Origin of the sequence: Rhizobium sp. NZLR11 (assembly GCF_019685115.1) — a bacterium.
Classification (GTDB): Bacteria; Pseudomonadota; Alphaproteobacteria; order Rhizobiales; family Rhizobiaceae; genus Rhizobium.
Window position 1 is genome coordinate 165,205 of sequence record NZ_JABDWD010000005.1, and the last position, 25,053, is coordinate 190,257.

Below are 25,053 nucleotides of genomic sequence, written 5' to 3' on the forward strand. Positions count from 1 at the left end.
TCCGCGAGGATTATATCTCTCGGGTGATCTTTCTGGATTGGATGCCATGACCGATACCGTTCTCGACCGCTTTCTCCGTTATACCGTTATCGACACGCAATCCGATCCTGCCTCGTCGACGCAGCCGACCACCGAAAAACAGAAGGATCTCGGCCGGGTTCTGGTCGATGAACTGCTGAAGATCGGCCTTGCCGACGCGCATCTCGATGAACACGGTTATGTCTACGCGACCATTCCTGGAAATAGCGACAAGACGGTGCCGGTCATCTGTTTCTGCTCGCACATGGATACGGCGCCCGATTTCAGCGGCACGAATGTCAAGCCGCAGATCATCCGGAACTATGCCGGTGGGGATATCAGGCTTGCCGGCGATGCAAGCCGGGTCATCCGCGTTTCCGAGCATCCCGAGCTGAACAATCAGATCGGCAACGACATCGTCACGACCGATGGCACGACATTGCTCGGCGCCGACGACAAGGCGGGACTGGCGGAAATCATGACCGCGGCCCAGTTCCTTGTCGACAATCCAGCTCTCCGGCACGGGACGATCAAAATCCTGTTCACGCCCGACGAAGAGGTCGGGCGCGGCGTCAACAAGGTCGACCTCAGGAAACTCGGCGCCGACTTTGCCTATACGATGGACGGCGAGACCGCCGGCCATATCGAGGACGAGACCTTCTCGGCCGATGGTGTGGAGATCGGCATAGCAGGCGTGGCGATCCATCCGGGTTTCGCCAAGGATCGTATGGAGAACGCCATCAAGATCGCCGGCGCCATCATCGACCGGCTGCCGAGGGAGATGGCGCCCGAGACCACCGAGGGAAAGCAGGGTTTCATCCATGCGACAGGGGTGACCGGCTCGATGGAGAAGGCGTCGCTCAGCCTCATCATTCGCGACTTCACCGACAAGGGGCTGGTGGAAAAGGAAGCCATGCTCGAAGCCATCGTCAAGGAGGTCATGGCTGGCTATCCCGGCTCGACCTATCATTTCCAGGTCAAGGAGCAGTATCGCAACATGAAGGTGGTGCTCGACCGCCACCCGCAAATCGTCGACAACGCCATCGAAGCGGTGCGCCGGGCCGACATGACGCCAGTGCGCGGCAGCATCCGCGGCGGCACCGACGGCTCGCGCCTCTCCTTCATGGGTCTGCCATGCCCAAACATCTTCGCCGGCGGCCACGCCTTCCACTCGCCGCTCGAATGGGTCAGCCGCCAGGATATGGAAAAGGCAGTCAAGACGATCGTCGAGCTTGCCAGGGTCTGGGAAGAGCGCGCTTAAGGCGCGCGTTCACTTCAAAATCGAAACTGGTTTAGCCGCCGTTCGCTGCAATGCTGCCGCGCAGCATGACGCTGTCATAGGCGGGGCGGGGAATGGGGATCGCGATCGGCATTCCCGGGTCGGGTTCGATCGAGGTTTCCGGCGAAGTCACCGGTGCGGTGATCTGCATCGGCATGGGATTTGCGATGGGCGCCATACGTGCTGTGGGCGCCATATTTATCGCCGATATCGTGCTCGCCGTCGCCAACGGATCCGGAGCCGGGAGAGGAACGGGAACAGCCGAGGGGATCAGCGCCTCGAATTGCGGCGGCAGCATGCTTTCGCCCGGTACATAATTCATCGCCACCTCATAGGCGGGCAGCGGCGGCGGTGTCTCGAGCATGCCGTCGGAGTCGCGCTTCTCGTAGAAGGCGTTGCCGCCGGCGACCGTCACATAATGCATGTTGTTGTAGGGGAATTTCAGCCCGTCGGTGTGGAAGAACATTGCATCCTTCACCGCCGGATGGCGTGCGCCCTTCAGGATCGCGTCGGCGGCGGTCGCCAGCTCGGTTTCGGCCTGCGGCTTGACTTCGCGCGTCATCACGCCGGGCGCAAACTGCTTTTCCTGGGCGACGACGCCGCAGATCGAAGGAGGATAGGCGCCGGAGGTGAGCCGGTTCATGACGACGGTTCCGACAGCCATATAGCCGTCCTCATCCGAATGCTGCGATTCGAAATACATCGCGCGCTGCAGGCAGTCGCGATCCTTGGTCGTATAATTGAAAGTGACCTTCGCCGCGTGAACCTGCTTGGTCTTCGCCGACGTTGCCGCCGGTTTCGATGTCGTCGTGCAGCCTGCGGCCGCCAGCCCTGCGAACAAAATCCCGATCAGGGATTTTCCAAAGGAAATCTCCGCCCTCAACGCCAGGTGCCTCCTGTGGGATTAGTCCTACTTTTTATCGTGAAAATCTTTTACTCGTCATGTGACTAAAATACAAACAACCATAGATCACAAAAAGCCAAATGGACTCTCGCGACATGAGAGTCCTGCAAGGAGCCGGGTCATTGGCGACAACCTCCATCAGCTGCGGAACAGCTTCCAGCGGGTCGGCTTGAAGGCCACGCGGTTGCGGTCGAGCCTGTCGGCCTCGCTCGGCGGCAGCTCGATCTCGATATGCGGGCGGTCATTGCCGATATCCAATTCGATATGGCGGGTACCGGCCACGCGGCGGCTGGAAACCGGCTGGCCGGCAATGCAGTTTTCAGCCGATTCGCAGAGCCTGACGTCATGCGGGCGGAAGTAGAGCTGCGCAGGGCCCTCCGGCTCACTATCGGCATTGAGGCCGAGCGAACGGCCTTCAAAGCGGATGTCACCATCGGAGATTTCGACCTGCAGGCAGTTCGACTGGCCGATGAAGCCGAAGACGAAGGGAGAATTCGGGTTGTCGTAGACCTCATCCGGCGTGCCGACCTGTTCGATCGCCCCCTGGCTCATGACGACGACGCGGTCGGCAAGCTCCAGGGCCTCGTCCTGGTCGTGGGTAACGAAGACGGTGGTGTGACCGGTGCGGTCATGGATATCGCGCAGCCATTTACGCAGATCCCTGCGCACCTGGGCGTCGAGCGCCCCGAAGGGCTCGTCGAGCAGCAGCACGTTCGGCTCGACGGCCATGGCGCGGGCAAGCGCCACGCGCTGGCGCTGGCCGCCGGAAAGCTGGGCGGGGTAGCGTTTTTCGAGACCGGAAAGCTGGACGAGGTCGAGCAGTTCCAGCGCTCGCTTGCGGATATCGGCCTTGGCGGGCCGCCGTGCGCTGTTCCTGACCTTCAGGCCGAAGGAGACATTGTCGAGCACCGTCATGTAGCGGAACAGAGCATAGTGCTGGAAGACGAAGCCGATATTGCGCTGCTGAACGGTTTTCTTCGAGGCGTCCTCGTCGCCGAAGAAGATCAGACCCTCCGTTGGGCTTTCGAGGCCGGCGATCAGCCGCAGCAATGTTGTCTTGCCGGAGCCCGAAGGGCCAAGCAGTGCGATGAGCTCGCCGGAGCGGATGTCGAGCGAGACATCGTGCAGCGCTGGAAAACGATCGAATTCCTTGCGGATGTTTTGAACGCGTACTTCCATTCCAAATCCTTCAGTGCCGCCGGCTGGCGGCGATTTCAGCGCTATAGCGCATTTCCAGCAGCGTCTTCAAAACAAGAGTGACGAGCGCCAGCAAGGCCAAGAGCGTGGCGACGGCAAAAGCGCCGGTGAAATTATACTCGTTATAGAGGATCTCCACCTGCAGCGGCATGGTGTTTGTCTGGCCGCGGATGTGGCCTGACACCACCGAGACGGCGCCGAACTCGCCCATGGCGCGGGCGTTGCAGAGCAGCACCCCGTAGAGCAGGCCCCATTTGATATTCGGCAGCGTCACGTGCCAGAAGGTCTGCCAGCCGCTGGCGCCGAGCGAAAGGGCTGCCTCTTCGTCGGCCGTTCCTTGTTCCTGCATCAGCGGGATCAGCTCGCGGGCGACGAAGGGGAAGGTGACGAACATGGTGGCGAGGATCAACCCCGGCACCGCAAACAGGATCTTGATGTCATGAGCGCTGAGCCACTGGCCGAGCGAGGTATTGGCGCCGAACAACAGCACGAAGACCAGGCCCGATATGACGGGTGAGACCGAGAAGGGCATGTCGATCAGCGTCGTCAGAAAGGCCTTGCCCTTGAACTCGAACTTGGCGATCGCCCAGGCGGCGGTGACCCCGAAGACGAGGTTGAGGGGAACGCTGACGCCGGCAACGATCAGTGTCAGGCGGATCGCCGAGAAGGTCTCGGCGTCTGCGAGCGCCTGGAGGAACGGGCCGGCACCCTTGCGGAAGGCCTCGACGAAGACGGCCGCGAGCGGCAGCAGCAGGATCAGCAGCAGGAAGACCATCGAGACGATGATCAGCGTGCGGCGCGCGATCCGGTTTTCGGTGGTCACCGAACGCAGCTTGACCGGTTGAACGGTTGACTCAAGCGCCATAGCCGTACCTCCGCCTGCTCCAGCTCTGGATGAGGTTGATGACGAGCAGCATGGCGAACGAGATGATCAGCATGATCGCCGCAATGCCGGTCGCTGCCGCGTAATTATACTCTTCGAGTTTGATGATGATCAAAAGCGGTGCGATCTCCGATTTGAACGGCAGGTTGCCGGCGATGAAGATGACCGAGCCGTATTCGCCGACGCCGCGGGCAAAGGCGAGCGCAAAGCCGGTGAGCGCGGCAGGCGCCAGCCCCGGCAGCAGCACGCGGAAAATCGTCTGGAAGCGATTGGCGCCGAGCGTTGCGGCTGCTTCCTCGACCTCCTTGTCGATTTCCTCCATGACCGGTTGCACCGTGCGCACCACGAACGGCAGGCCGACGAAGATCAGCGCCACGACGATGCCGGCCGGGGTGAAGGCGATCTTGATGCCGAGCGGCGTCAGAAACTGGCCGATCCAGCCATTCGGCGCATAAAGCGTCGTCAGTGCGATGCCGGCAACGGCGGTCGGCAGCGCGAAGGGAAGGTCGACCATGGCATCGATGATGCGTTTGCCGGGAAAGCGGTAGCGCACCAGCACCCAGGCAAGCAGGACGCCGAAGACGGCATTGACGATCGCGGCGATGAAGGCGCTGCCGAAGCTGATGCGCAGCGCGTTCAGCGTGCGCGGATCGAGCGCGATCGACCAGAATTTCTCCCAGCCGAGCGCGCTCGACCGGACGGCAAGGCCCGAGAGCGGGATGAGGATCAGAAGGGTGAGCCAGGTCAAGGTAAAGCCGAGCGTCATTCCGAAACCCGGAATGACGCTCGGCCGCCTGAACCGCCACCGCGTGGGGCTATGTGCTTTCATGAAGTCTATTATTGGGCCGGCTTGTAGATCTGGTCAAATACCCCGCCGTCGCCGAAGAATTTCGGCTGCGCTTCTTTCCAGCCGCCGAAGTCGTCGATGGTCGCGAGCGTCAGCTTCGGGAAGCGGGCTATGTCGGCCGGATCGGCGGCTTCCGGCTTGATCGGCCGGTAATAGTGCTTGGCGGCGATCTTCTGGCCTTCGTCCGAATAAAGGTAGTTGAGATAGGCTTCGGCGACCTTCCGTGTACCCTTCTTGTCGACATTGCCGTCGACGATGGCAACCGGCGGGTCGGCGCGGATCGAGAAGCTCGGCGTCACGATCTCGAACTGGTCGGGACCGAGTTCTTCGAGCGAAAGATAGGCTTCATTTTCCCAGGCAAGCAGCACGTCGCCGAGGCCGCGCTGGACGAAGGTGGTCGTGGCGCCGCGCGCGCCGGTGTCGAGAACTGGAACGTGCTGCAGCAGTTTCGCAACATAATCCTGCGCCTTGGCTTCGTCGCCGCCATTCGCCTGCTTGGCCCATGCCCAGGCAGCGAGGAAGTTCCAGCGGGCGCCGCCCGATGTCTTCGGGTTCGGGGTGATGACCTGCACGTCGTCCTTGACCAGGTCGCCCCAATCCTTGATGCCCTTCGGGTTGCCCTTGCGCACGAGGAAGACGATCGTCGACGTATAGGGCGTCGAATTATTGGGTAATTTTGTCTTCCAGTCGGCCGGGATCTTGCCGGTCGCCTTGGCGATGGCGTCGATATCACCTTCGAGCGCCAGGGTGACGACGTCGGCGTCGAGACCGTCGATGACGGAGCGGGCCTGGGCGCCGGAACCGCCATGCGAGGCTTGGATCGTCACGGTTTCACCGCTGTCCTTTTGCCACTTGGCAGCAAAGGCAGCATTGAAATCCTTATACAATTCGCGAGTCGGATCATAGGAAACGTTGAGCAGCGTCTGATCCGCGAAAGCGGGAGCAATGCTCCCGATCGCGAAGCTGCCCGCCATGACCGCGGCCGCGAGGAGCCGGGTGAGCCGTTGTGTCTGCATGGGAACCCTCCTGTTTTCTGTCTTAACTCTATCAAGTCAGTCGTATAATGAAACAAAGGTTCTTCCGGTTCCGGCCCTGCCGTTAGAATGTCATTCCATTTGAGGGGTGATTTTGAAATAGACGTGTCGAAGTTGGCCGCGGCCAATTCGTTGCCGCCGCCGTCGGCCGCGGGACCGTGTTTTTTTCGCCACAGTTCCTCCACTAAAGCGCCGTGGTGCTGCTGATTTTTGCCCAGATTTTGCCGCGATGACACTTGCGGATTCCTATATGGCCCCCGTGCGGTCGTATTCTCCGACCGCTACGTGGGGGCATCCCTTGAAATGCGCCTCGCATTCCAAACCTGTTAGGGCCATTCAAAATGAATATCAGAACTATCCTTTTTGCCTCCGTTGCCGCCCTTGCCGCGGCCTCCGGAGCCCGCGCAGCCGACGCCATCGTGGCGGCGGAACCCGAGCCCGTGGAATATGTTCGCGTTTGCGACGCCTACGGTACCGGCTATTTTTATATTCCGGGGACGGAAACATGCCTTTCGATCGGCGGCTACATTCGTACCGAAGTGCGCTTCGGTAAGCAGATCTCCGGCGATTCCGACGTAGACTTCTGGACTCGCGGTCAGGTCACCTTCCAGGCCAAGAACGACACCGAGTACGGTACGCTCACCGGCGTCATCACGCTGCGTTACAATGTCGACAATGCCACCGACCAGGAAGCTCTGCTGGATGAAGGCTATATCGATATTGCCGGCTTCCGCGTCGGTAAGCTGTACAGCTGGTGGGATGACGACATGAGCGGCGAGACCGATACGCTCGCCAGCAACGAGACGACCCACAACTCGATCCGTTATCAGTACGAGTCCGGCGCTTTCGCCGCCGGCATCTCGGTCGACGAACTGGAAGACGACTACGCCACCAAGCCGGGCGACGGTCCGAACAATTTTGGTGTCGCAGGCCAGGTCTCCTACAAGGCCGGCGCCATCAGCGCCTACCTGCTTGCCGGTTATGACACCGACACCAGCGAAGTCGCGGTCCGTGGCATCGTTTATGCCGACATCGGCCCGGGCACGCTCGGCATTGCCGGCGTATGGGCAAGCGGCGCCAACTACTACTACGAAGAGTCCGAATGGACGATCGCAGCAGAATACGCCTTGAAGATCAATGATAAGTGGTCGGTCACCCCCGGCTTCCAGTACTTCGAAAATATCGCTCTCGACGCTGACGGCAACGGCTTCAGCGGCGGCAGCGCCTACACCACCGGCGTCACGATCGACTACCGTATCGTTGACGACCTCAGGACGAAGCTCAGCGTGCAATATCACGATGAGGACGAAGGCGACGACGAAGTGTTCGGCTTCCTGCGCTTCCAGCGCGACTTCTAGCGCATAACCCCGAAAATCGTCATCGATTTTCGGAAAGGATTATGCGCCAGTTCAAAGCGTTAGAGCGTCCTTAGCGCGTCCTTTCGGACGCGCGGCGCTCTAAGATAGTCTGATTGCAGACGAGGAGGCGCGACCTTTGGGCCGCGCCTTTTTCATACCCTGGAATCGGCGATGAAATCGGAATAGAATTCGTCGACCGTCCTTGCCTTGCGCATGGCGGCAAGCACGCCGTCCGATTGCAGCCGCCGGGCGATGGCGGAAAGCACGTTCAGATATTCACCGCGATTGTTTTCCCCGAAGAGCAGCACGAAGGCGATGTCGGTCGGGATATCGTCGATCGCCTCGAAATCCAGCGGCTGGGCGAAGCGGAGGAGAAGGCCGCGCGGGCTGGTCATGCCGTCGATCGCCGCATGCGGAATGGCGATACCGTTGCCGATCCCCGTGGAGCCGAGCTTCTCGCGCGTTTCAAGCGCTTTCAGGATGGTCTGGCCGTCGACAGAGAAGGCCTTGGCCGCCTTATCCGCTATACCCTGCAGCGCGCGCCATTTCGTCGGCGCCGACACGCCGATGAAGGTGTGTTCCGGTCGGATGATGTTGGGAAGGTTCATGTCATTCTCTATGCTGTCTGGGCTCGATGCTGTTCTGGTTCGTTCGGGCAGCGGGAGGGAAGGGCGTTCAGTCCGGTTCCCTGAGCCGGTAGCCGACGCCGGTCTCGGTGGTGATATAGTGCGGCTGGTCGGGAATCTGCTCGACTTTTTGCCGCAGCTGCCTGATGTAGACGCGCAGATACTGCACATCCGCTGCCGGTCCCCATACCTGCTTTAGAAGAAACTGGTGTGTCAGCACCTTGCCCGCGTGCTGGGCGAGCACCCGCAGGATGTCGTATTCCTTCGGCGACAGCTTTATGTCCTGGCCGTCGACCTTGACGATACGCTTGACCAGATCGATCGACAGCCCGCCCGTCTGAAAGATCGCCTTTTCGCCCTGCTGCTGCAGGCGGTGGCGCAGCGCCACGCGAATGCGGGCGCCGAGTTCGTTGACGCCGAAGGGTTTGGTGACGTAATCGTCGGCCCCGCTTTCCAGCGCCTTGACGATGCCGGCCTCGTCTGTGCGGCTGGAAAGGATGACGATGGGCATGGAATGCCCTTGGTCGCGCCACTCCTGCAGCAGGTCGTGGCCCGATGTATCGGGCAGGCCGAGGTCGAGCACGATGAGGTCGGGCATGGCGTCGGCGACCGACTGACGGGCGTTGGCCGCGTTGGCCGCCTCCTGTACCTCGTAACCCTGCGCGGTCAGGCCGACGCGGAGCAGCTTGCGGATCGGAGGCTCATCGTCGACGACGAGGATTTTGACGGTTGAACCGCTCATCAAAGTTCATCCAGTTTCGGAATGTCGGTGGGTTTTGGCAGGCGGATGGTGAAGACCGCGCCTGGGCGGCCCGGCCGGTTGCTGGCGGTAATCGTGCCGCCCATCGCCTCGATGAAGCCGCGGCAGATGGAAAGGCCGAGGCCGGTGCCGGCGCGCACCTGATCGCCCTTGCGCACACGATAGAAGGTGTCGAACACACGGTTGAGATCGGCCGGCGGGATGCCCAGGCCTTCGTCCACGACCTGCAGAACGACGTAATCGGCATCCGCCCAGCCCCCGATGTCGATCACCGATCCCTCGGGCGCGTATTTTGCGGCATTGTCGAGCAGGTTGAACATCACCTGCTCGAACAGGACAGGATCGACACGCACCATCGGCAGGTCGGCGGGGATATGCATCTCGGTTTTGTGGCGCTCGAGGATCTTTGCGGCGCGACGGAGTGCGCTGCCGGCGATATCGCCGGCATAATGCAGCGCATGGTTCGGTTCCATTGCGCCGGATTCGATCTTGGTCATATCGAGCAGATTGGCGATGAAGCGGTTGAGGCGCTCGGATTCGTCGACGACGGTGGCAAGCAGGTCGCTACGATCCTCCTCCGGCATCGAGGCAAAATAGTCGCGCAGCGTGCCGGCGGCGCCGAGGATGGCGGCAAGCGGTGTCTTCAAGTCGTGCGAGATCGAGGTGAGCAGCGCCGAGCGCAGCCGGTCGGCTTCGGCCGCGAGCCTTGCCCGATCGACATCGGCGACAAGCTGGACACGCTCGATGGCAAGGGCCGCCTGGTCGGCCAGTGCATCGAGCAGCCGCTGCTGCTCGGGTGTCAGCAGCGGCCCGTCGCGGCGGTCGCTGTCGAGGCCGATGACGCCGACGGCGGTGCGCCCGGTTCTGAGCGGTACGTAGAGGCGTTTGGCGCCGGGCAGGGTATCGGCGCCGCGACCGGCGGCGTGATTGTGTTCCCAGGCCCAGCGAGCGGCGGCGATATCGGCATCGTCGAGCGTATCGTCGGGTGGGTAGCCGGCCTTGACGGCGATGCCGCCCTCTTCCGGCAGCAGCAGCACGACGCGGACCTTCAGCATCGAAGCGAGCTGGAAGGCGGTCGCCCAGAGGACGTCGTCGAGCGTGCCGGTGCCGGCGAGCTTTTTCGAGAAGAGATAGAGGTCTTCGGTCGTGCGCGCCCGCTGCCTCGCGGCGGCGGCCTGGCGCTGCACGGTCGCGGTCAGGTTGCTAGCGATGATGGCGACGCCGAGGAAGAAGAACAGGGCCAGCACGCTTTCCGGATCGCTGATCGTCAGCGTGTAGCGCGGCGGCAGGAAAAAGAAATTGAAGGACAGTGCGCTGAGGATGCAGCTGTAAAGTGCCGGCCGCAGGCCGTGAAGCACAGCGGAGGTCAGCACCGCCATCAGGAAGACCAGGGCGAGGTTGCGGACGTCAAGCACCTGGTCGAGCACGACGCCGACGCCGAGCGCAATAGCGACATAGACGGTCGCCAGCAGGTAGGCTCTGAAATCCAGTGGCGGTGCGATGGCGGCCGCCCTGACCCCGCGCGCGGTGGTGCCATCCTTCTCGCTGCCTGAGATGACATGGACGCTGATCTCGCCTGTCTTGCGGATCAGTTCGTCGGTGATCGAGCGGTTCCACCAGTCGCGCCAGGTCGGCTTCTTCGGGGCGCCGATGACGATGTGGGTGACGTTGTTGGCGGTGGCGTGGCGGACGAGTTCTTCGGCCACCTCGCGGCCGGGAAGGGTGATCGCCTCGCCGCCGAGCTGTTCAGCAAGGCGCAGGGTGGCGGCGACGGTATCGCGCTCGGCTTCGCTGAGATTGATCGAGCGGTTGGTCTCGATATAGACGGCCGCCCAGGGGGCGCGCAGCCGCGAGGCCATGCGGGCGGCGTAACGCACCAGCGAGGCGGAGCGCGGGTGATGGTCGACCGAGACGAGGACACGTTCGCCCGCCGCCCAGGGGCCTGAGATGGCGTGGGCCTGCATGTGGGTCAGCAGTTGGTCGTCGACGCGCTGCGCCGTCTTGCGCAGCGCCAGTTCCCTGAGCGCCGTCAGGTTGCCGGGGGTAAAGTAGTTGGTCAGCGCCCGCTCGGCGGTGCGCGGCATGTAGACCTTGCCGTCGTGCAGACGCTTAATGAGATCGTCCGGCGTCAGATCGATGATCTCGACGTCATCGGCAATGTCGATGATGGAGTCCGGCACCGTCTCGCGCACGCGGATGCGGGTGATTTGCGAGACGACGTCGTTCAGGCTTTCGACATGCTGGATGTTCAGCGTCGTATAAACGTCGATGCCGCGATCGAGCAATTCCCTGACGTCGAGGTAACGTTTCGGATGGCGGCTGCCCTCGGCATTGCTATGGGCGAGTTCGTCGACCAGCACGAGATCAGGCCGGCGGGCGAGGATTCCGTCGAGATCCATCTCCTGGAGCAGCCGGCCCCTATAGTCGATTTCGACGCTGGGAATGATTTCGAAACCGGCGACGAGCGCCTCGGTCTCCTTGCGGCCGTGGGTCTCGACGACGCCGATGACGACATCGAGGCCATCGGCGATCTTGGCGCGGCCGGAGATCAGCATCTCGTAAGTCTTGCCGACGCCCGGGGCGGCACCGAGAAAGATCTTCAGACGGCCGCGCGTTTCCGCCCGGGCTTTTTCGAGAAGCGCATCGGGCGATGGCCTGCCGGCCTGGTCGCGATTGTCGTCTGGCATGGGTGTGGTCTTTCATGTCGGCGAGGCTTGCTCCACTTTCCCTCATTGCTGTGACGAGCACAGCAATGAGGGAAAGGCTGTGGCCCGCCTACCTTCACTCAGTCATAGAAGCATCAAGCCGCTGGTTCAACGCCAGAACATTGACGGTGGGCTCGCCGAGAAGGCCGAGTTCACGGGCCTGAACGACGCCGTCGACCAGCGCCTTGACCTTGGCCTCGTCCAGGCTTCGCGCCTTGGCGACGCGGGTCACCTGGAAGTAGGCCGCCTCCGGCGAAAAATCGGGATCGAGGCCGCTGCCCGACGCGGTGACGAGGTCGGCGGGCACCTCCGAATTCGGGTTCGCCGCCTTGGCGGTCTCGTAATCGTCTTTGACGCGGTCGATCAGTTTCTTGCTGGTCGGGCCGAGGTTCGAGCCGCTGGAGGCAGCGGCATTATAGCCGTCGCCGGCAGCCGAAGGGCGGCCGTGGAAATACTTGTCGCTGCTAAAGGCCTGGCCGATCAGCGCCGAGCCGATCACCTCACCGTTCTTCTCGATCAGGCTGCCGTTCGCCTGGCTGGGAAAGAGGGCTTGGGCAGCACCGGTCATGGCGAGCGGATAAAGAAGCCCGGTGATGGCGGTGGTGGCGACGATCATGACGACGGCCGGGCGAAATTCTTTCAACATTGTTGCTACTCCTTGGAGTGTTTCAGGCGAGGCCGAGGGCTGCGACGGCCATGTCGATCGCCTTGATGCCGATGAACGGGACGATGATGCCGCCGAGGCCGTAGATCAGCAGGTTGCGCGATAAGAGCGCGCCTGCGCCGATCGGACGATAGCGCACACCTTTCAGCGACAGCGGGATCAGCGCGACGATGATCAGTGCGTTGAAGATGATCGCCGAGAGAATGGCGCTTTGCGGCGTCGAAAGCCCCATGACGTTCAGGACGCCGAGCTGCGGATAGAAGGTCAGGAACATCGCCGGGATGATGGCGAAGTACTTGGCGATGTCGTTGGCGATCGAAAACGTCGTCAGCGCGCCGCGCGTCATCAACAACTGCTTGCCGATCTCGACGATCTCGATCAGCTTCGTCGGGTCGCTGTCGAGATCGACCATGTTGCCGGCCTCGCGGGCGGCGACCGTGCCGGTGTTCATGGCGACGCCGACATCGGCCTGGGCGAGCGCCGGCGCATCGTTGGTGCCGTCGCCGCACATGGCAACGAGCTTGCCCTTGGCCTGTTCCTCGCGCATCAGCGCCAGCTTCATCTCCGGCGTCGCCTGGGCAAGGAAGTCGTCGACGCCGGCCTCGGCAGCGATGGCGGCTGCCGTCAGCGGGTTGTCGCCTGTGATCATCACGGTGCGGATGCCCATGCGGCGCAGCTCGGTGAAGCGCTCGCGGATGCCGCCCTTGACGATGTCCTTCAGCTGGATGACGCCGAGCAGCCTGCCGTCGCGGGCAACGGCCAGCGGCGTGCCGCCCGATTTGGCGACCTCGTCGGCGGTCGACTGCAGTTCGCGCACGACCTCGCTGCCATTCTTTGAAGGCGCGTCGCCATTGACATAGGTCAGCACGGCATCGACCGCACCCTTGCGGATCGAGGCGCCTTCAAGATCGACGCCGCTCATGCGGGTCTGGGCGGTGAAGGGCACGAAGGTCGCCTTGAGGCTCGCCATGTCGCGGCCGCGGATCGCATATTTCTCCTTGGCGAGCACGACGATGGAGCGTCCCTCAGGCGTTTCGTCGGCCAGCGAGGCGAGCTGGGCGGCATCGGCGAGATCCTGTTCGGAGACGCCGCGAACCGGGCGGAAACTCGTCGCCTGGCGATTGCCGAGGGTGATCGTGCCTGTTTTGTCGAGCAGCAGCGTGTCGACATCGCCGGCGGCCTCGACGGCGCGGCCGGACATGGCGAGCACGTTGAAGCGGACCAGGCGGTCCATGCCGGCAATGCCGATTGCCGACAGCAGCGCGCCGATCGTCGTCGGGATCAGGGTGACGAAGAGGGCGACGAGCACGATGATCGGGATCGAGCCGCCGGCATAGATGGCAAAGCTCGGGATCGTCGCGGTGGCGAGCACGAAAATCAGCGTCATGCCGGCCAGCAGGATGTTGAGCGCGATCTCGTTCGGCGTCTTCTGGCGTTCAGCGCCTTCGACCAGCGCGATCATCCGGTCGATGAAGGTCGAGCCGGCCGCCGCGGTGATACGGACACGGATCCAGTCGGACAGCACTTGGGTGCCGCCGGTCACCGCCGAGCGGTCGCCGCCGGATTCGCGGATGACGGGGGCGGATTCGCCCGTGATCGCCGCCTCGTTGACAGAGGCCACACCTTCGATGACTTCGCCGTCCGAGGGAATGATGTCGCCAGCCTCGACGAGCACGACGTCGCCGACCTTGAGGCTGGTGCCGGGCACCATGCGGTAGTCGCTGCCATTGTTGGCAGTCAGCAGCTTGGCTTGGGTCTCGGTGCGCGCCTTGCGCAGCGAATCCGCCTGCGCCTTGCCGCGGCCCTCGGCAACCGCCTCGGCGAAATTGGCAAACAGCACGGTGAACCAGAGCCAGAGATTGATCTGGAAGGAGAAACCGAGATTGCCGTTGCCGGCCGCGAGATCGCGCAGGAAAAGCACGGTGGTCAGCACCGAGACCGTGGCCACCACAAACATGACCGGATTTCTGGCAAGTGCCCGTGGGTCGAGCTTCTTGAAGGCGGCGCCCACGGCCGGAATGAGAATGCGACTATCGACGATACTCGCGGATTTTGCCTGGCTCATAAGAGGCTCCAGCTTGGAAAGAGGATGGCGAACCGGATGCCGGTCAGCCCTGTCAAATCGTGAGGATCGCTGCGGCATCACCTCAAAAGGTCTGGCCGGCGATCATCACCAGGTGCTCGACGACGGGGCCGAGCGCCAAGGCCGGGAAGAAGGTCAGGCCGCCGACGATCAGGATCGTGCCGACGAGCAGCCCGACGAAGAGTGGACCATCCGTGGGGAAAGTGCCTGCCGAGGCCGGAACCGTCTTCTTGCCGATCAGCGAGCCGGCGATGGCCAGTGCCGGGATGATGACCAGGAAGCGGCCGGCGAGCATGCCGATGCCGAGCGTCACGTTGTACCAGGGTGTATTGCCTGTCAGCCCGCCGAAAGCCGAGCCGTTATTGGCCGCAGCCGAGGTATAGGCGTAGAGGATTTCGGAGAAGCCATGCGGGCCGGCGGTGCCGATCGAGGCGACGGCGGACGGCAGCACCGTGGCGATCGCGGTGAAAACCAGCATGGCAAGCGGCAAGCAGAGGATGGCGAGAACGGCCATCTTCATTTCCTTCGCCTCGATCTTCTTGCCGAGATATTCCGGCGTGCGGCCGACCATCAGGCCGGCGACGAAGACGGCGACGATGATGAACAGCAGGATACCGTAAAAGCCGGCGCCGACACCGCCGACGATGACTTCGCCGAGCTGCATGTTGATCAACGGAACGAGGCCGCCGAGCGCGGTGAAACTGCCATGCATGGCGTTGACCGCGCCGCAGGAGGCGGCGGTGGTGATGACCGCAAACAGCGAAGACAGGGCGACGCCGAAGCGGACTTCCTTGCCTTCCATGTTGCCGCCGCCAAGACCGAAGGCGTGCATCAATGGGTTACCAGCGGCTTCCGCCCAATAGGTGACGGTGACGCCGGCGAGGAACAGCACGCCCATCGTCGCGAGGATCGCCCAGCCCTGGCGCTGGTTGCCGACCATGCGGCCGAAGACGTTGGTCAGCGCCGCGCCGATTGCGAAGATCGAAACCATCTGGATGAGGTTGGAGACCGCATCGGGGTTTTCGAAGGGATGGGCCGAATTGGCGTTGAAGAAGCCGCCGCCATTGGTGCCGAGCATCTTGATCGCAAGCTGCGAGGCGACGGGGCCGACGGCGATCGTCTGCTGCGCGCCTTCGAGCGTCGTCGCATTGACATAGGGTCCGAGCGTCTGCGGCACGCCGAGATAGACATAGATGAGCGTCAGCACGATGCAGATCGGCAGCAGCACATAGAAGGTCGCCCTCGTCATATCGACCCAGAAATTGCCGATGGCCTTGCCCGACGTGCGCGCGAAGGCGCGGATGAAGGCAAGTGCGATGGCGATGCCCGTCGCCGCGGAGGCGAAGTTCTGGACGGTGAAGCCAGCCATCTGGGTCAGATAGGACATCGTGCTTTCGCCGCCGTAGTTCTGCCAGTTGGTGTTGCTGACGAAACTGACGGCGGTGTTGAACGAAAGCTCCGGCGGGACGGCCGCCATGCCGGCCGGATTATAGGGAAGGCCGGCCTGCAGGCGCTGCAGCGCATAAAGCACGATGACGCCGAGAAGGTTGAAGAGCAGCATGGCAAAGGCATAGGAGGTCCAATGCTGTTCCTCGCGTTCGCCCGTGCCGGCCATGCGGTAAAGTCGCCGTTCGATCGGAACGAGGACGGGTGACAGGAAAGTGCGCTCGCCGCTGAATACACGCGTCATGTAGCCGCCGAGCGGTTTGACGAGCACCAGGATGATCCCGCAGTAAAGCAGGATCTGAAGCCATCCGTTGAGGGTCATGGAGGTAAACTTTCAATACCCGGCTGCTTCTCGGTCGCATGCGCGACCTCAGAAGCGCCAGTTCTTTTCAGAAGCGTTCCGGGCGAAGCAGAGCGTAGGTGAGGTAGACAGTGAGAAACACGGTTACGGCACCGCTCAAGACATAATCGAGGGTCATCGTCGTTTCTCCTGTCAAAGCCTGTCGCAGGCTCTTGTGTAGGCAAAGCACAGCGCGAAGAATATGATCGCGGTGCCAAGCAGAATGATATCCATCATGATCGTGACTCCGGTTGTTCTTGTTGGAGTCAGACAAGACAAAGGGCGCACACCCTGGGGGGGTCGCCTTTCATGCTTTCTGGCGTGGAGATGATCTTTTCGATCTCTCGGAGATCAATATGGAACCGAAGGGCATAAAGGTTCGAGACGAGCAAGGAGCCGTCAATATAAAAATCTCATAAATGCTTTTCAGCGAGCGAGCTAAGGATCGATCCGGAACCGGTATTGGCCTTGGGCGCTGCGGCCGTCCATCGAGAGGACACGCCAGTCGATGGTATAGAGGCCGGGCGCCATGGCAGGGTCGAGCGGGACCTTGAAGATCGATCCTTCAGGACCGGAGAGAAATGGCTTGCCGGTGGGAAGCGCCAAACCCTCAGCATCGAACAGGATGGCCGTCGAGCGGGCAAGATTGACCGGGCCGGTGAAGGTGAGCGCGAGATTGGCCGGCACCACCCTTTCTTCCTGCTGCGGCGGGAGCGATGCTTGTTCGAGGGCCGCAGACGCCCCACTTGCGGCAAAGAGCAGGGATGCGAACAGACAGAATGACACGATCGATTTCATGATGGTCTTCCTTATCTTGCTGATCCGCATCTGCCCGGAGTCATCATGCTTCCGTGGCGCCGTGCCGGCTCATGGCTAATAACGCTGTCGGTGGCGATTTCGATCCCTCGTCTCGACGACAACACGCACCGGCCGCGGCTGGCGGCCCTTCGGCAGTTCGACAATCGGGTCCACAAGCCGGCGCCAGAATTCCCGCAATGACCTTGATATCGTCAGGCCGCAAGACCGATTTCCGCCGACATTATCGGGATCTTTCTTCATCTCTCTGCCTGTCCTCATGGTCGGGATCTCGTATGGAGAATGTACTCTCCGACGGTCTCGGCTGGAATCATACAGAGGTCTTGGAACACAAATCTTTCGGATTATAGAGGCGGGCATTTCATCGCATGTTGAGCAAAAGCTTAATCTCTAAGATTGAATTGCCGCCCCTTCCCGTCTTATAGTCGCTTCAACGGCACTCGATGAACCGAGGGGCCATAGGGAAGGAAACCGACGATGACCAAAGTCCGTGCGCTTGTCCTCGAGCGCCAGCATGAGCTTGCGCTTCGTGATATCGATCTGCCGCTCGAAACCGGCCCGGGCGAGGTGAAGATCAGGATCCACACCGTCGGTGTCTGCGGTTCCGACGTGCATTATTACACGCACGGCAAGATCGGCCCCTTCGTGGTCAACGCGCCGATGGTGCTCGGCCATGAAGCAGCAGGCACGGTCGTCGAGGTCGGGGCCGGCGTCACGCATCTGAAAGTTGGCGACCGCGTCTGCATGGAGCCCGGCATTCCCGATCCGAATTCCAAGGCAAGCCGGCTCGGCATGTACAATATCGATCCGGCGGTGACCTTCTGGGCGACGCCGCCGGTCCATGGCGTGTTGACGCCGGAGGTCGTGCATCCCGCCAACTACACCTTCAAGCTGCCTGACAATGTCAGCTTCGCCGAGGGCGCCATGGTCGAACCCTTCGCCGTCGGCATGCAGGCGGCTGGTAAAGCGAAGATTACACCCGGCGATACCGCCGTCGTCCTCGGCGCCGGGCCGATCGGCACGATGGTGGCGATTGCTGCCCTTGCCGGCGGCTGCGCCCGGGCGATCGTCGCCGATCTCGCCCAGCCGAAACTTGATATCGCCGCGCAATATCAGGGCGTCATTCCGGTCAATATCCGCGAAAAGAACTTGAGCGAAGAGGTCGGCCGGCTGACGGACGGCTGGGGCGCCGATGTCGTCTTTGAATGCTCCGGCTCACCGAAGGCCTGGGAGACGATCATGGCGTTGCCGCGCCCGGGCGGCGTCATCGTCGTCGTTGGCCTGCCGGTCAACCCGATCGGCTTCGACGTTTCGACGGCATCCACCAAGGAGATCCGCATCGAGACGGTGTTCCGCTACGCGCATCAGTATGAGCGCTCGATCGCCCTGCTCGGCTCGGGTCGCGTCGACCTGAAACCGCTGATTTCCGAGACCTTCATATTCGAGGATTCGATCAAGGCGTTTGATCGCGCCGTCGAGGCGCGGCCGAGCGACGTAAAGCTGCAGATCGTGATGGAATAGGCCGTCCCATCGCCTTTACGAGCGCCTGGCGCTGAGTTTCATTTTGCGAAAGACCAGAGCCGCGCCTGCGACGACAGCCGCGGCTCCGGCTGCGACCAGCAGATGGCGGTGAAGGGGAAGGTGGCCTAATATCTGTTCGATGCCGTGTCCGAACAGGTAACCGAGCGCCGTGAAAAGCTGCCCCCACACCAGTGCGGCCGCGGCATTCAGGAGGACGAATTTTCCGGTCGGTATCCGTGTCGTGCCGATGACGATGGGGCTGATCGTCCGCAGCCCAACCAGAAAACGAAATGCAAGAATGAAACCGGTGGGATATTTTTCCAAAAGCGCGGTTGCGCGCGCCAGCGCCGGCTTTTCCTTCAGCCGGCGGACGAGGCTCCAGCTAGCCGCGTAACGACCGACGAGGAACCATAGTTGATCGCCGGCGAAAGATCCGGCCGTGGCCGCGAGCGACGCCGACCAATAGGGCAGCAGCCCGCGGTGTGAAATCACGCCGCCAAGGAACGCGGCCGTTTCGCCTTCAAAGGCGGCGCCCAGAAAGATCGCCAGCAGGCCGTAATTCTCGATCAGCAGTTCGATAGACACGCGGGGTCCGCCTCCAGCTGTCGATTTCCAAACATCACAGCTAAACCGGCTTCAGATCGCCAAGCAGCGTTGGAATCAACTCCGATACCGTCGGATGGATCGGTACCGACCATTGCAATGCCGGATAGGTCGTTCCCGCATTCATCGCATCGATCAAGCCGTGGATCACCTCGTCGCCCTCGATGCCGAGGATCGCCGCGCCGAGAATCTGCTTGGTCTCGGCATCGGCGATCACCTTCATGAAGCCCTTGGTCTCGCCGCGCTCGTTGGCGCGGCCAACCCGGCTCATCGGCCGGGTCGATACCATGATCTTGCGGCCGGAGGCGCGCGCCTGCTTCTCCGTCATGCCGACGCGGCCGAGTGGCGGGTCGATATAGAGCGCATAGGCCGGGATGCGGCTTGAAACCTTGCGGTCGTCGCCGTCGAGGAGATTGGCAGCGGCGATCTCGAAATCATTGTAGGAGGTGTGGGTGAAAGCGCCGTGGCCGTTGCAGTCGCCGAGCGCCCAGATGCCCTCGATATTGGTGGCGAGCCTGTCATCGACCGCGATGAAGCCGCGTTTGTCGGTGATGACGCCCGCGGCATCGAGGCCGAGATCGTCGGTGTTCGGCTTGCGGCCGGTGGCGATCAGCACATGGCTCGCATCGATCTTCGCCGGGCCGGCGGTGACGCTCACCCCGCTGCCGTTTCTGGCGAAGGCGATATTGCCGGCGTCGGTGTGGATGCCGATGCCTTCCGAGCGCAGGATGTCGGCGATCGCGTCTGATATATCCTCGTCCTCGCGCGATGCGAGCTTCGGGCCATGCTCGATGACGCTGACCCCGGCGCCGAAGCGGCGATACATCTGCGCGAATTCCAACCCGATATAGCTGCCGCCGATCACCACGAGATGCCGGGGCAGCGTGTCGAGATGGATGATCGAGGTGCTGGTGAGGTAATCGATTTCATTGATGCCCGGCAGGTCGGGAACGACGGGCCGCGCGCCGACATTGAGGAACATGCGCGGCGCGGTCAGCGTCTCGCCATTGACGCTGACGGTGTTGGGGCTCTCGAACCGGGCATGGCCGTAGATTACGCTCATGCCGTCCATGCCGCCCAACCAGTCGATCAGGCCGTTGCGGGCATTCATCGTGACTTTTTCGGCGCGGGCTCTGACCACCTTCATGTCGACGGCGATCTCGCCGGGGATCCTGACACCATAAGCGGCGCCGCTTCTTGCGACATGGGCGGCGCGGGCGCTGGCGACCAGCGTCTTCGTCGGCATGCAGCCGGCATTGACGCAGGTGCCGCCGAGGAATTTTCGCTCGATCAGCGCCACCTTCATGCCCTTTTCGACCATGCGGGCGGCAAGCGACGGGCCGGCCTGGCCGGCGCCGATCACGATAGCGTCGAAGCTTTTCATCCGACGGCCCCCACGATCAGCACCGCGCCGATGACGGCGACGGCATCCTCGATGAGGGCGGCTGGCAGGTCCTTGCCGAAGGAGGCGGCAAGCCGGCTGCGGAGGGCAGCGCCGCCATAGGTGCCGATGACGGCGCCAATTACGCCGGCGATCAGCCCGCCGAACAACAGGCTGCTGGCCGCACCGATGGTTGCGCCTGCCAGCGCGCCGGCGACGATGCGGGCGCCGAACTGCATCGGCACCTTGCGCGACGGCGTCGACGGCAACTGGTCGGCGATCAGTTCGACGACGGCGAGAACCGTGAAGATCCACGGCGTCCACTTGTAACCCATGAAGGCAAGCGGCGTCTGCGAGACGTCGAACCAGCCAAGTGCCGCACCCCAGGCGACGGCGGCCGGCGCCGTCATGGTGCGAAGGCCGGCAACGACACCGATCAGCAATGCAAGAAGCAGAAACATGCGATCCCCCTCTTTGCCGGCTTTGTGCCGCGAGAGGAAAGGTTGCACATTGTCAGGCGCCTGGCAATTCGCCTTGACGGGCCGGTGAATTAGTTCGCGAAAGCCGCGATGCCGGTGATCGCCCGGCCGATGATCAGCGCATGGATGTCGTGCGTACCCTCATAGGTGTTGACCACTTCGAGATTGACGAGATGGCGGGCGATGCCGAATTCGTCGGAAATGCCGTTGCCGCCGAGCATGTCGCGGGCGGCGCGCGCAATCTCCAGCGCCTTGCCGCAGCTGTTGCGCTTGAGGATCGAGGTTAGTTCCACCGGCGGATGGCCTTCCTCCTTCATGCGGCCAAGCCGCAGGCAGCCCTGCAGGCCGAGCGAGATCTCCGCCGCCATGTCGGCGAGCTTCTTCTGGATCAGTTGGTTGGCGGCGAGCGGCCGGCTGAACTGCTTGCGCTCCAGCGTGTATTGCCGTGCCCTGGCATAACAATCCTCGGCAGCACCGAGCGCGCCCCAGGCGATGCCGAAACGGGCCGAATTCAGGCAGGTGAACGGGCCCTTGAGGCCGGTGACGCCGGGCAGAAGATTTTCCTCGGGCACGAAGACCCCGTCCATCACCACTTCACCGGTGATCGAGGCGCGCAAGCCCACCTTGCCGTGGATGGCGGGAGCCGAAAGCCCTTTCCAGCCCTTTTCGAGGATGAAGCCGCGGATGAGGCCGTCCTCGGTCTTGGCCCAGACGACGAAGATATCGGCGATCGGCGCATTGGATATCCAGGTCTTAGAGCCGGTGAGGCTGTAGCCGCCGTCGACTTTTTTCGCGCGTGTCGCCATCGAGCCGGGGTCGGAGCCGTGATCGGGTTCGGTCAGGCCGAAGCAGCCGATCCATTCGCCGATGGCGAGTTTCGGCAGGTATTTCAGCTTCTGTGCTTCGGAGCCGAATGTTTCGATCGGCACCATGACCAGCGAGGACTGCACGCTCATCATCGAGCGGTAACCGCTATCGACCCGTTCGACTTCGCGGGCGATCAGGCCGTAGGCGACGTAACCGAGACCGGCGCCGCCATACTCAGGCGAGATCGTCGGGCCGAGCAGGCCGAGTTCGCCCATTTCGCGGAAGATCTGAGGATCGGTCTTTTCATTGCGGAAGGCGTCGAGAACGCGGGGCGCAAGTTTTTCCTGCGCATAGGCATGGGCCGTATCCTGCACCATGCGCTCCTCGCTGGTGAGCTGCTCCACCAGGCGGAACGGGTCGGCCCAGTCGAAAACCTCGCGCGTATGCTGCATGTCGGCGTCTCCTCACCCTTGAACTCAGGCTTGCCTCGCTCAAGCTCGCATAGACCCGCCAGCCGACCGCGTCAACAGAAGGCGGCCGTATCGAAAAGACAGCGCCCGCCATCTTTTCAAAAGCGTCGGCATGATCCACTTTGCCGGCGATCGATTCTGGAATGAGGAGACGGAAATGTCGTCAAGCGATCTGTTCGTATCGGCCGAAGGCGCCGAATGGGTCAACCCCGAGCCCGGCGTCGTCAGGCGCATCATGACCTATCTGCCTGAGATGATGATGGTGGAAGTGGCCTTCGAAAGCGGCGCTGTCGGTGCTGCTCATTCGCATCCGCACATCCAGGCAAGTTATGTCGCCGAGGGCAGCTTCGAAGTGACGATCGACGGCCGGACTGAGGTGCTGCGCCAGGGCGGCAGCTTCATCGTGCCCCCCAATCTCGTCCACGGCGTCAAGGCGCTGGAAAAGGGTCGGCTGATCGATGCATTCACCCCGCACCGGGCCGAGTTTCTCAAATAGTCAAGTTTCGGCTTCGGACCGGCGCGGCGCGCCCGCGGCGGTGACGTAGGGCGGCACGAAGCGCGCATCCTCGCCGCGCACCGCCTCGCGCAGGAAATCGATGACGGCGCGAACGCGCGGCGCCTGTTTCAGGTCGCGATGGCAGGTGATCCAGTATTGGCGCTTGAGGTCGATTTCCTCGGGCAGCACGCGCACGAGCTCGGGATAACGGCTGGCGAAGAAGTAGGGCAGGATGCAGAGGCCGAGGCCGTTTCGGGTGGCGGTGAGCTGCGCGAAGATGCTGGAACTCTGGAATTGCGGCTTGATGCGCGGATGCACATCGCTCAGATAATCCAGGCCCGGCGCGAAGATCATTTCCTCGATATAGCTGACGAAGGGATGGCCGAGCAGGTCCTCGCGGCAGGTGATCTCAGGCGCCTTTGCCAGATAGTCGCGCGAGCCGTAGATCTGCAGGTGATAGTCGGTCAGCTTCTCGGCAAAATAAGGCCCGCCCTTCGGCTCGTCGAGCACGACGGAAAGATCGGCGTCCTTGCGTGACAGCGACATGATCTGCTGGATCGTTACCAGTTCCAGCGCCAGGTGCGGATGCTGGGCGGCAAACCGCGGCAGCACGGTCGCGAAGAAGAAATTGGCAAAACCTTCAGGCGCGCTGAGGCGCACGAGGCCGCGCTGCGCCATCGAGCCGTCGGCGAGATCGGCGCGCAGCCGCTCGGTCTCCTGCTCCATCCGCTCGGCTGTCTCGATGAAACGCGTGCCCATGGCGGTCAGCACATAGCCGCGCGGATTGCGCTCGAAGAGCTTGACCTTGAGGGTGAATTCCAGCCGGTCGATGCGGCGCGAGACCGTGGCATGGCTGGAGCGCAACTGCCGGGCCGCCGTCGAGAGCTGTCCAGTGCGGGCTACGGCTAGAAAAAACTGCAGATCGTCCCAAGTAAACTGCGGTGGATTGTTCATGGCGATCCCCTCTGTTCAAAAATGAACAGATACTGTTTGGAATTAGTTGTAAATCACCCGTTGCCTCAAGGCGGAATTTCCTTGATCGTAGGCTAAGGGTCGGCCGCTCCGAGGAGTGCGGCTGGCCAAATCTGAACAGATCCGCAATCTGGCCAATCTCTGGGAGGAGAGAATATGCGTAAGAATCTCATTGCATCAGTTGCATTTCTGCTTGCAAGCAGCACTGCGGTGCTCGCGCAGAGCGCGACCGACGGCAAGGTCAAGATCGGCATCCTGAACGACCAGTCGGGTGTCTATGCCGATTTCGGCGGCAAGTCTTCCGTCGAGGCTGCCAAGATGGCGGTCGAGGATTTCGGCGGCAAGGTGCTTGATGTGCCGATCGAGATCGTCGATGCCGACCACCAGAACAAGCCGGATATTGCCTCCAACATCGCCCGCCAATGGTACGACACCGAGCAGGTGGATGCGATCATGGAATTGACGACCTCGTCTGTGGCGCTCGCCGTGCAGGCTATCGCCAAGGAGAAGAAGAAGATCGACATCGTCACCGGTGCGGCGACGACCGATCTCACCGGCAAGGCCTGCTCGCCTTACGGGTTCCATTGGGCCTACGACACGCATGCGCTTGCCGTCGGCACTGGCGGCGCCCTCGTCAAGCAGGGCGGCGACAGCTGGTTCTTCCTGACCGCCGACTATGCCTTCGGCTATTCGCTGGAGCAGCAGACCAGCGACTACGTCAAGGCGAGCGGCGGCAAGGTCGTCGGCGCCGTCCGCCATCCGCTGTCGACCCAGGACTTCTCGTCCTTCTTGCTGCAGGCGCAATCATCAGGCGCCAAGGTAATCGGCCTTGCCAATGCCGGCCTCGATACCTCGAACGCCATCAAGCAGGCGGCTGAATTCGGCATCACCCAGGGTGGCCAGCATCTGGCGGCGCTGCTCTTCACGCTTGCCGAAGTGCACGGTCTTGGCCTCGAGGCGGCACAGGGACTGACGCTGACGGAAGGTTTTTACTGGAACCGCGACGACGAAAGCCGCGCCTTCGCCAAAAAATTCTTCGCCCGCACCGGCAAGATGCCGAACATGATCCACACCGGCACCTATTCGGCAGTGACGCAATATCTGAAGGCGGTGCAGAAGGCCGGCACCGACGAGACGGAAGCCGTCGCCAAACAGCTGCATGAAATGCCTGTTGATGACGTCTTCGGCCGTGGTGGCACGGTCGGCGCCAACGGTCGGATGATCCACGACATGTACCTGCTGCAGGTCAAGAAGCCTTCCGAAAGCAAGGAGCCGTGGGATTACTTCAACGTACTTGCCACCATTCCCGGCAAGGAAGCCTATATCGATCCCGCCAAGAGCGGTTGCGATCTGGTGAAGTGAGC

Annotated in this window: 24 protein-coding genes; 6 read left to right on the forward strand and 18 right to left on the reverse strand. The window is 62.3% G+C overall.

Translation table 11 applies throughout. The annotated features are described in order from the left end of the window. Positions 1 to 46 precede the first annotated feature (46 nt). Positions 47 to 1,279, forward strand: coding sequence for a peptidase T (pepT, locus tag HJB83_RS11185; protein WP_221131871.1), 1,233 nt, complete (start codon positions 47 to 49; stop codon positions 1,277 to 1,279). Positions 1,280 to 1,310: 31 nt separating this feature from the next. Here pepT and HJB83_RS11190 read toward each other — a convergent pair whose 3' ends face one another. From HJB83_RS11190 to HJB83_RS11210, 5 genes are all read right to left on the reverse strand, one after another. Next, the gene (locus HJB83_RS11190; protein WP_221115666.1) at positions 1,311 to 2,180 is read right to left on the reverse strand and encodes a cell wall hydrolase; all 870 of its coding nucleotides are present in this window, start codon (positions 2,178 to 2,180) and stop codon (positions 1,311 to 1,313) included. A 159-nt stretch (positions 2,181 to 2,339) separates the two neighbouring features. After that, complete coding sequence (locus HJB83_RS11195) at positions 2,340 to 3,380, reverse strand: sulfate/molybdate ABC transporter ATP-binding protein (protein WP_207585578.1); 1,041 nt, start codon at positions 3,378 to 3,380, stop codon at positions 2,340 to 2,342. Between the two features lie 10 nt (positions 3,381 to 3,390). After that, a complete protein-coding gene (gene cysW, locus HJB83_RS11200; RefSeq protein ID WP_221131872.1) occupies positions 3,391 to 4,263 on the reverse strand; it encodes a sulfate ABC transporter permease subunit CysW in 873 nt (290 codons plus the stop codon). Further along, positions 4,253 to 5,110 carry a sulfate ABC transporter permease subunit CysT gene (gene cysT / locus HJB83_RS11205; RefSeq protein ID WP_207585580.1) on the reverse strand — a complete coding sequence of 286 codons (858 nt, stop codon included), beginning with the start codon at positions 5,108 to 5,110 and terminating at the stop codon, positions 4,253 to 4,255. Before cysT ends, cysW begins: the two co-directional genes overlap by 11 nt. An 8-nt stretch (positions 5,111 to 5,118) precedes the next feature. Continuing rightward, on the reverse strand, positions 5,119 to 6,144 hold the full coding sequence (locus HJB83_RS11210) for a sulfate ABC transporter substrate-binding protein (protein WP_221131873.1): 1,026 nt from the start codon (positions 6,142 to 6,144) through the stop codon (positions 5,119 to 5,121). A 359-nt stretch (positions 6,145 to 6,503) separates the two neighbouring features. On the opposite strand from HJB83_RS11210, the gene HJB83_RS11215 reads away from it, so the two are divergent. Further along, on the forward strand, positions 6,504 to 7,520 hold the full coding sequence (locus HJB83_RS11215; RefSeq protein ID WP_207585582.1) for a porin: 1,017 nt from the start codon (positions 6,504 to 6,506) through the stop codon (positions 7,518 to 7,520). Positions 7,521 to 7,672: 152 nt separating this feature from the next. On the opposite strand, the gene HJB83_RS11220 is transcribed toward HJB83_RS11215, so the two are convergent. The 8 genes from HJB83_RS11220 to HJB83_RS11255 form a co-directional block, all read right to left on the reverse strand. Further along, positions 7,673 to 8,128 carry a PTS sugar transporter subunit IIA gene (locus tag HJB83_RS11220; protein ID WP_207585583.1) on the reverse strand — a complete coding sequence of 152 codons (456 nt, stop codon included), beginning with the start codon at positions 8,126 to 8,128 and terminating at the stop codon, positions 7,673 to 7,675. A gap of 67 nt (positions 8,129 to 8,195) precedes the next feature. After that, positions 8,196 to 8,888, reverse strand: a complete 693-nt coding sequence (locus tag HJB83_RS11225; protein WP_207585584.1) for a response regulator transcription factor — start codon at positions 8,886 to 8,888, stop codon at positions 8,196 to 8,198. Next, positions 8,888 to 11,593 carry a sensor histidine kinase KdpD gene (locus HJB83_RS11230; protein ID WP_207585585.1) on the reverse strand — a complete coding sequence of 902 codons (2,706 nt, stop codon included), beginning with the start codon at positions 11,591 to 11,593 and terminating at the stop codon, positions 8,888 to 8,890. The genes HJB83_RS11225 and HJB83_RS11230 overlap by 1 nt, the downstream gene beginning before the upstream one ends. 94 nt (positions 11,594 to 11,687) lie before the next feature. Then, positions 11,688 to 12,257, reverse strand: coding sequence for a potassium-transporting ATPase subunit KdpC (gene kdpC, locus HJB83_RS11235; protein ID WP_221131874.1), 570 nt, complete (start codon positions 12,255 to 12,257; stop codon positions 11,688 to 11,690). Between the two features lie 22 nt (positions 12,258 to 12,279). After that, positions 12,280 to 14,340 (reverse strand): potassium-transporting ATPase subunit KdpB, encoded by a 2,061-nt coding sequence (gene kdpB / locus HJB83_RS11240; protein WP_221131875.1) that lies wholly within the window; start codon positions 14,338 to 14,340, stop codon positions 12,280 to 12,282. A gap of 82 nt (positions 14,341 to 14,422) precedes the next feature. After that, on the reverse strand, positions 14,423 to 16,126 hold the full coding sequence (kdpA, locus tag HJB83_RS11245; protein WP_207585588.1) for a potassium-transporting ATPase subunit KdpA: 1,704 nt from the start codon (positions 16,124 to 16,126) through the stop codon (positions 14,423 to 14,425). 67 nt (positions 16,127 to 16,193) lie between these two features. Then, positions 16,194 to 16,283 carry a K(+)-transporting ATPase subunit F gene (locus HJB83_RS11250; protein WP_003547774.1) on the reverse strand — a complete coding sequence of 30 codons (90 nt, stop codon included), beginning with the start codon at positions 16,281 to 16,283 and terminating at the stop codon, positions 16,194 to 16,196. A gap of 299 nt (positions 16,284 to 16,582) precedes the next feature. After that, complete coding sequence (locus HJB83_RS11255) at positions 16,583 to 16,942, reverse strand: copper resistance protein CopC (RefSeq protein WP_207585589.1); 360 nt, start codon at positions 16,940 to 16,942, stop codon at positions 16,583 to 16,585. Positions 16,943 to 16,987: 45 nt separating this feature from the next. On the opposite strand from HJB83_RS11255, the gene HJB83_RS11260 reads away from it, so the two are divergent. Further along, the gene (locus HJB83_RS11260; protein WP_221131876.1) at positions 16,988 to 17,143 is read left to right on the forward strand and encodes a hypothetical protein; all 156 of its coding nucleotides are present in this window, start codon (positions 16,988 to 16,990) and stop codon (positions 17,141 to 17,143) included. Between the two features lie 294 nt (positions 17,144 to 17,437). Then, on the forward strand, positions 17,438 to 18,481 hold the full coding sequence (locus tag HJB83_RS11265) for an NAD(P)-dependent alcohol dehydrogenase (protein WP_221131877.1): 1,044 nt from the start codon (positions 17,438 to 17,440) through the stop codon (positions 18,479 to 18,481). Between the two features lie 15 nt (positions 18,482 to 18,496). On the opposite strand, the gene HJB83_RS11270 is transcribed toward HJB83_RS11265, so the two are convergent. From HJB83_RS11270 to HJB83_RS11285, 4 genes are all read right to left on the reverse strand, one after another. Then, positions 18,497 to 19,066, reverse strand: coding sequence for a DedA family protein (locus tag HJB83_RS11270; protein ID WP_207585591.1), 570 nt, complete (start codon positions 19,064 to 19,066; stop codon positions 18,497 to 18,499). Between the two features lie 40 nt (positions 19,067 to 19,106). Beyond that, positions 19,107 to 20,468 carry an FAD-containing oxidoreductase gene (locus tag HJB83_RS11275; protein WP_221131878.1) on the reverse strand — a complete coding sequence of 454 codons (1,362 nt, stop codon included), beginning with the start codon at positions 20,466 to 20,468 and terminating at the stop codon, positions 19,107 to 19,109. Further along, on the reverse strand, positions 20,465 to 20,926 hold the full coding sequence (locus tag HJB83_RS11280) for a DUF4126 family protein (protein ID WP_221115673.1): 462 nt from the start codon (positions 20,924 to 20,926) through the stop codon (positions 20,465 to 20,467). Before HJB83_RS11280 ends, HJB83_RS11275 begins: the two co-directional genes overlap by 4 nt. Before the next feature lie 89 nt (positions 20,927 to 21,015). Then, positions 21,016 to 22,203: an acyl-CoA dehydrogenase gene (locus HJB83_RS11285; RefSeq protein WP_207585594.1), complete on the reverse strand. Its 1,188-nt coding sequence runs from the start codon at positions 22,201 to 22,203 to the stop codon at positions 21,016 to 21,018. A gap of 175 nt (positions 22,204 to 22,378) precedes the next feature. On the opposite strand from HJB83_RS11285, the gene HJB83_RS11290 reads away from it, so the two are divergent. Next, positions 22,379 to 22,717 (forward strand): cupin domain-containing protein, encoded by a 339-nt coding sequence (locus tag HJB83_RS11290; RefSeq protein WP_183834382.1) that lies wholly within the window; start codon positions 22,379 to 22,381, stop codon positions 22,715 to 22,717. On the opposite strand, the gene HJB83_RS11295 is transcribed toward HJB83_RS11290, so the two are convergent. Next, a complete protein-coding gene (locus tag HJB83_RS11295) occupies positions 22,718 to 23,671 on the reverse strand; it encodes a LysR family transcriptional regulator (protein WP_221131879.1) in 954 nt (317 codons plus the stop codon). Positions 23,672 to 23,845: 174 nt separating this feature from the next. Between HJB83_RS11295 and HJB83_RS11300 the strand changes: the two genes are divergently transcribed. After that, positions 23,846 to 25,051 carry an ABC transporter substrate-binding protein gene (locus HJB83_RS11300; RefSeq protein WP_221131880.1) on the forward strand — a complete coding sequence of 402 codons (1,206 nt, stop codon included), beginning with the start codon at positions 23,846 to 23,848 and terminating at the stop codon, positions 25,049 to 25,051. Positions 25,052 to 25,053: the final 2 nt, after the last annotated feature.